Below are 6,316 nucleotides of genomic sequence, written 5' to 3'. Positions count from 1 at the left end.
GGGCGGCGATGTCGTCGGGTAGGGGTCCGAAGCGGGTGGAGTCCATGCGCAGGGGGTGCCAGATCCGTTGCTCGGCGAGTTGGTCGAGGGGCAGGCCGGCGAGGTGTTCGGTGAGGTAGCCGAGGATGAGCGCGGCGCGGTCGGTGTACTCGACGGCTTCGCCCGGTGGGCGGTGCAGCGCCTCGTGCAGGACGCCGTCGCGGACGTCCTGTGCGTCGGTGCCGTAGAGGTTCTTCAGCTGGGCCCGGAGCGGCAGGCCGGCCGTGTGGGTGAGCAGGTGGCGGGCGGTCACCGTTGCGAGGGGGTGTCCTTCGACCTCCGGCCAGAAGGTGCCGAGCGGCGCGTCGAGGTCGAGTTTCCCGTCCTCCCAGAGGGCGCCGACGGAAGACCACACCGCGAGAATCTTGGTGAGGCTGGCGGAGTCGAAGACGGTGTCCAGCCGCATGGGTGAAGCCGATTCGTTCGGGTCGAGGGCTCCCGTGACGCCGCGGGCGAGCTCGTGCAGGTCGGCCGCCCGCCACACCCCGACAGGAGCCGGTGAGCACCATCCCCACCATCTCCCAAACTGCGACTATGGCACGAGGATGATGAACCGGGTATAGCAGGGCAAGTACGGCGCGATCAGGAGGTGGGCCCATGACTGGGGCACGTGGCAGGGTGGCTTTGGTGACAGGGGCCAGCAGTGGAATCGGTGCGGCCACCGCGCGTCTTCTGGCCGCGCGTGGGATGCGCGTGGTGGTCAACTACCTGCGCAACACCAAGGCAGCCGAGGAGGTCGTGGCCGACGTCGAGGCCGCGGGCGGGCAGGCCATGGCTGTGCAGGCCGATGTGCGCGAGCCGGCGGCCATCGAAGGCATGGTCGAACAGGTCCAGGCGGCGTGGGGCGGCATCGACGTGCTCGTTCACAACGCGCTGATCCCGTATGCGGTCAAGTCGTTCCAGGACATGACGTGGGAGGAGCTAGGCGGCAAGATCGATGCCGAGATGCATGCGGCGTTCGCGGTCACCAAGGCCGTCCTGCCCACCATGAACGAACAGGGCTGGGGACGCATCATCTACATCAGCACCGGCCTCAGCCGCCGGCCGCGGGAGGGCATGATCGCGCTGGGCGCGGCCAAGGCCGCCCTGGAGCAGTTCGCCCGCTACCTCGCCCAGGAACTGGGCCCGCAGGGCATCACGGTCAACATCGTCGCAGCCGGCCCGGTGGAGGACACCCGCATGGGGTCCGCGCTCGACGAGAAGATCAAGCAGCGGCAAGTGGCCCTCACCCCCGTGGGCCGCCTGGCACGCCCGGCGGATGTCGCCCAAGCGGTCGCCTTCTACGCCAGCGAGGACAACGCCTTCATGACCGGCACCACGGCCGCAGTCAACGGCGGAATGTCGATGGACTGACAGCCCGACCGGTATCCGCCGCACCGTCACCTCAGCACCATACGCCGCGCCCTACCGCGCTCTCGCGGGACGGCGCGGCGATGACACGATCAAGGAAGAGCTTCATGTACACGATCGATCTCGCCTATGTCGGGCGGGGCCTGCACGAGGAGCTGGTCGCCTACATCGCCGACCAGGAGGACTTCTACGCCGACGAGGGCGTCCACGTCGCGCTGCGCGACGGCTGTGCCTGGGACGTTGAGCGGCTGCGCCGCTGCGCCACCATCGGACTCGGCCGGGCACTGCTGTCCCGGCTGACCGACGGCACCCCGTGGGTCACACTCAATGTCAACACTCACCACCCGCTGTTCTGGTTCCTCGCCCGCCCCGGCCTGACCTCCCTGGCCGACCTGGCCGGCCAACGGCTCGCGGTACACGCCCCCCACACCGCACCCGGGTGCTTCGCCCGGATCGTGCTGCGCCAGGCCGGCCTCGACCCGGACCGTGACGTCCACACCGTTGTCCGCCCGCCCGGCGACTACAGCCTGGACCTGCGCGGGCTGCACGACGGCAGCATCGACGCCGCCTACGTCGGCAGCACTATGGCGCCGGAGGCGGTAGCCGCCGAGTACGGCTGGCAGGCACTGGCCTGGGTCGGCGACCACTTCCGGATCCCCACCGTGGGCGTGGCCGTCGACCCCACCCACATCTCCCCGGACGACCCCGCGGTCCAGGCCGTCGTACGAGCCCACCGGCGCGCCCTACAGGTGATCCACAACGACCCCGACACCACGGTGCGGCACATGCGGACGTTCCTCGGCGGACAGACCGCAGACGAAGTCCGAGCCCACTACGAGAGGTTCATCGCACCGTACTTCACCACCGACGGCCAAGCCGACCTCCCCGTCGGCGACAGCGCGATCACCGCGGTCGCCGCCGAACTCGGCGTCCCCGCCACCGTCACCGCAACGGAGTTCTACCGCACCGCAACCACCACACCCTAGAAGCCCGGCGACGCCGGCGCTGCCAAAGCGCGGGTGCCGGTACACCGTCGGCGACCACCCACGGTCACCATCCAGCTGATCACCACGACGAACTGGCGACAGTTGAATAGACGAGCCCACCAGTACCGAGGCCGTACCTGCGGGCGCAGAGACGACCGCGACATCGTCCGCGCCCACCGCAGCGCCCTCGAGCGCGGGAACGACACTTCGCGACCCGCGCGGATGCTAACAGCCGAGCACGTTTTCCTTCACCAGCATCAGCAACCACCAACCGCTCACAGTCCGCGGGCTCCACAGGCGCCGGCTCCCCCCTGACCACCTCCGCACAGCAATCCCGAACACGCCCTACAGAGCAAGCTCTTCCCCCGCGCGTGCGGGGACGGCAGCGGCACCGAGACCTTCAGGAGCAGGTCGCCGGAGCTACCCTCGCGCGTGCGGGGACGACCGGATTGAACTACCCCGCGGCCGCCGGGACGACGGGGTGGAACGACCACCTCTAAGCTTGTTCTTCAACCCTCCGGCTGCCCCGGCTCGTCGATACCTGAGCAGTCTCAACGAAGTGTGAGCGTGACCGATCACATCGCTACGGGGAAGTATTCACGACCCTAGGGCGAGGAACTGGCCGGCGCCGCGCAACGCGGTGTGCAGCTTGTGCTGGGTAGCGCGACTGTCGAGGCGGACATCGAGTGCCCCGGGAAGGGCGCTGTCGGCCCGCAGCCCCACAGGAAGTCGGGAAGCGTCGAGCCCATCACGCTGGGCGATGAGGATGCCGAGTTCATGACGGCTCACAGCGTCGGCTCCTGCCAGATGATGGATGCCGTACGCCTGACCGGATGCAAGTTCCAGCAGGGCTGCACCTCTAGGGCGCCGCGCCGACCCTCGACCCAAGATCATCCGAATTGACCGCGAAGGCATGCTCGGCGACATGCCCCGTACGTCTACACTGGCGGGAAATGTCATGCGATATGGCGACGAAATCGGGAGTATACACGGACAGTATAGTTCGCGTCATGTCTCTCGATCTTGCCTCCACGACACTTGCGGGCAGGGGGCGCGCAACCTCCCCGCCCCCCACCGGTGAACACCGCTGGCCGACCTGGTTGGTTCCCGCCCTGCCCGCCGCGCTGAGCCTCGCACTGGGACTGTGGGGGCTCTCCCGCCAGGGCGCCATATGGCGGGACGAGGCCGCGACTTGGGGCGTGGCCGAGCGGTCCATACCCGAGATCTGGCACATGACCGGGCACGTGGACCTCGTCCACGGCCTCTACTACCTCTTCATACACGCCATATTCGAGGTCTTCGGACCGCATCTGATGGCGCTTCGGCTGCCCTCCGTACTCGGCGCCATGGTTGCCGTGGCGGTCACCGCGGCGACGGCGCGCAGGCTCGCCGGCCCGTTGGCAGGCGTCGCGGCGGGCCTGACGCTGGCCATGCTGCCGGTGATGCAGCGGTACGGACAGGAAGGACGCTCGTTCACGTTGGTGGCCGCGGGCGCGGCGGTGGCGACCTGGTTGCTGACCGGCGCGTTGGACCTGACGGGACCGGCCGGCTTCACCGCGGCGCGCACCAAGCAGCGACGCCAGGCCAGTGAGCTCCTGCGTTGGACCGCCTACGCGACGGTGATGCTCGCCACCACACTGCTCAACTGGCTCTCGCTCTTCGCGCTGATGGCCCACGGCGTGACCGTCCTGATAGCCAGACGAAACGGCCAACACCCGCTATTGGCACGGTGGTTGACAGCCGCGGCGGCGATAGCCGGTGGGACGCTGCCGCTCATTGTGGCCAGCAGCAGGCAGGCGGGCCAGGTGGCCTGGATACAACCACCCTCCGTGGGGAGCCTGTTGGGGGTGGCGGCCATGCTGATCGTCGCCCTGGCGTGCACCAGGGTGCCGGGCCTGCCACGCGGACCTCACTCGCCGGTCGCGATGGGACTGCCGCTCCTAGCCGTCCCCCACCTCGGGCTGCTGCTGGCCTCCTGGCTCGTCAAGCCGCTCTACGTCGACCGCTATGTGCTCTTCGCGTCCATAGGACTGTCGCTCCTCGCCGGCCCCGCCCTTGCCTGGGTGGCACAGACACTCGCCGCACGGATCCGGTCCCGACGCCCCGGCCGTCCCCGCGCCGAAGCTCTGCTCGCCACCGCTCCCGCGGTCGCGCTCCTGGCGCTGCTCCCACTGGAGTTGGGCCTGCGCACCCCCAAGAGCCGGACGGACGACGTACGGGCGGCCGCGGCGAAGGTCGCAACGGTTGCCCACCCGGGCGACGGCATCGTCTTCGTACCCGCCCATCGGCGCGACGCCGTCCTCGTCACCCCCTCCTCGTTCCGCGGACTCGATGACCTCGCCCTGGCCGAGACCGCGGGCCCCTCGGGCACCCTCTACGGCACCGAGGCCGCGCCCGCGGACATCCGGGCCGCGATGCTGACCCACCGGCGGATCATCGTCCTCAGCGACAGCGGCTCGGCCCCCGTGGCCGCCACCGCCCAGGACCGGGTCAAACTCGCCGTCCTCGCCCAACACTTCACCCCCGCCGCGTCCGGCGACGCCGGGGGACGCAAGGTGACGACCTACGAGCGGAACCCGTAACCGACCACGGGTGACGAGGAGGAGGATCGAGTCGTGCCAGGGGCGCTGCGGACCGCGGAGAGCGCGGGCTCACGCAGCGCCCCTGGCGTTCTGCTGTTGCTGATGCCACGTCATATACCGGACGGGGCAGGGGGTTCGGGGAGACGTCGGGTGAGGAGCCACCCCACGGCGGGAAGGGCGATCAGGGGGAGGAGGGCGGCCTGGAGGGAGGTGGCGTCCGCGAGGGCGCCGACGAGGGGGCTGGCGACGCCGCCGACGCTGACCGCGAGCCCGAGGGTGACGCCGCTGGCCGTGCCGACGCGCGAGGGCAGGTAGTCCTGGCCCAGCGTGACCTGAAGCGAGAATGGGATGTAGAGGCCCGCCGAGGTCAACGCCACGAAGGGATAGAGGGCCGGGCCCGGCACAAGGACCACGCCCGCCACCGCGAACACCGTCGCCACGTACGACCAGCGCACGACACGCACCCGGTCCCAGCGCGCCGCCAGCCGACTGCCCAGGAGGGTGCCGACCGCGCCGCCGAGGTAGAGCACGAACAACGCCACCGCTCCCGCGGTCGCGCCACCCCCGGTCCGCTGGCGGGCGTAGAGCGAGATGAAGCCGCCGAGCACGACGAAGACGATCGAGCGGCAGACGATGGCCAGCGTCAGCTGGAGGAAGGAGCGGCGGTCGTCCGGCCCGGCGGAGTGCGCCGCCTTGCGGGCGCCGGCCGGGTCGGATGCACCCTGCCGGAGGGCGAGCAGAGTCAGTACCGTGCCCACCGCCGCCGGGACGACGAGTACGGGTGTGGCGCGCAGCCCACCCGCCGCGACCACCGGAGTGACCAACACTGGGGCCAGGGCGAAGCCGACGTTGCCGCCGAGCGAGAACCAGCCCATCGCGGTGTGGCTGCCGCGGCTGGCGATGCGCGCGACCCGCGCGGACTCCGGGTGGTACGCGGCGACGCCCACTCCGGCGAGGGCGACGAACACCAGGGTCAGCGGATAGGAACGGCTCACTCCGCTCAGCGCGATGCCGACTCCGGCCACCGCAGTGCTCAACGGCAGCAGCCACGGCATGCGTTGACGATCTGTCAGGACACCGAAGAGGGGCTGGACGACCGACGAGAGCAGCGAGGCTGCGAGCACCACGCCCGAGGCCGCCGCGTAGGAGTACTGGCGCTCGGCCACGAAGAACGGCACCAGGGCGGAGACGGCCCCCTGGTACACGTCCACGCAGGCATGGCCGACGGAGAGGGCGGCGATCGGGCGCCGGGGCCGGGACGCCGGCGCGACCGGGTCGGCGGACCGTTTCGGCGAGCGTTCAGGCGGGTGCGGGAGACGAGTGGGTGACGGCATGATGCGATCTTCACCGCCCAGGAGA

At 70.3% G+C, this 6,316-nt stretch carries 4 protein-coding genes and 2 pseudogenes; 3 read left to right on the top strand and 3 right to left on the bottom strand.

Annotated elements, in window-relative coordinates; translation table 11 throughout:
* A pseudogene (locus tag ABD385_RS38905) lies at positions 1–493 on the bottom strand (serine hydrolase domain-containing protein); the annotation flags it as partial.
* A gap of 173 nt (positions 494–666) precedes the next feature.
* Between ABD385_RS38905 and ABD385_RS38900 the strand changes: the two are divergent.
* Positions 667–1,392, top strand: coding sequence for an SDR family NAD(P)-dependent oxidoreductase (locus ABD385_RS38900; protein WP_344584704.1), 726 nt, complete (start codon positions 667–669; stop codon positions 1,390–1,392).
* Between the two features lie 104 nt (positions 1,393–1,496).
* Positions 1,497–2,375 carry an ABC transporter substrate-binding protein gene (locus ABD385_RS38895; RefSeq protein ID WP_344584703.1) on the top strand — a complete coding sequence of 293 codons (879 nt, stop codon included), beginning with the start codon at positions 1,497–1,499 and terminating at the stop codon, positions 2,373–2,375.
* Positions 2,376–2,972: 597 nt separating this feature from the next.
* On the opposite strand, the pseudogene ABD385_RS38890 reads toward ABD385_RS38895, so the two are convergent.
* A pseudogene (locus ABD385_RS38890) lies at positions 2,973–3,230 on the bottom strand (dTDP-4-dehydrorhamnose reductase); the annotation flags it as partial.
* 155 nt (positions 3,231–3,385) lie between these two features.
* On the opposite strand from ABD385_RS38890, the gene ABD385_RS38885 reads away from it, so the two are divergent.
* Complete coding sequence (locus ABD385_RS38885) at positions 3,386–4,957, top strand: glycosyltransferase family 39 protein (protein ID WP_344584702.1); 1,572 nt, start codon at positions 3,386–3,388, stop codon at positions 4,955–4,957.
* Positions 4,958–5,067: 110 nt separating this feature from the next.
* Here ABD385_RS38885 and ABD385_RS38880 read toward each other — a convergent pair whose 3' ends face one another.
* Positions 5,068–6,291 carry an MFS transporter gene (locus ABD385_RS38880; RefSeq protein WP_344584700.1) on the bottom strand — a complete coding sequence of 408 codons (1,224 nt, stop codon included), beginning with the start codon at positions 6,289–6,291 and terminating at the stop codon, positions 5,068–5,070.
* Positions 6,292–6,316: the final 25 nt, after the last annotated feature.

Source organism: Streptomyces lunalinharesii (assembly GCF_039532155.1).
In the GTDB taxonomy this organism is placed as follows: domain Bacteria; phylum Actinomycetota; class Actinomycetes; order Streptomycetales; family Streptomycetaceae; genus Streptomyces; species Streptomyces lunalinharesii.
The sequence above is the reverse complement of the archived record's forward strand: the minus strand, read 5'-3'. Positions and strand labels throughout refer to the sequence as shown.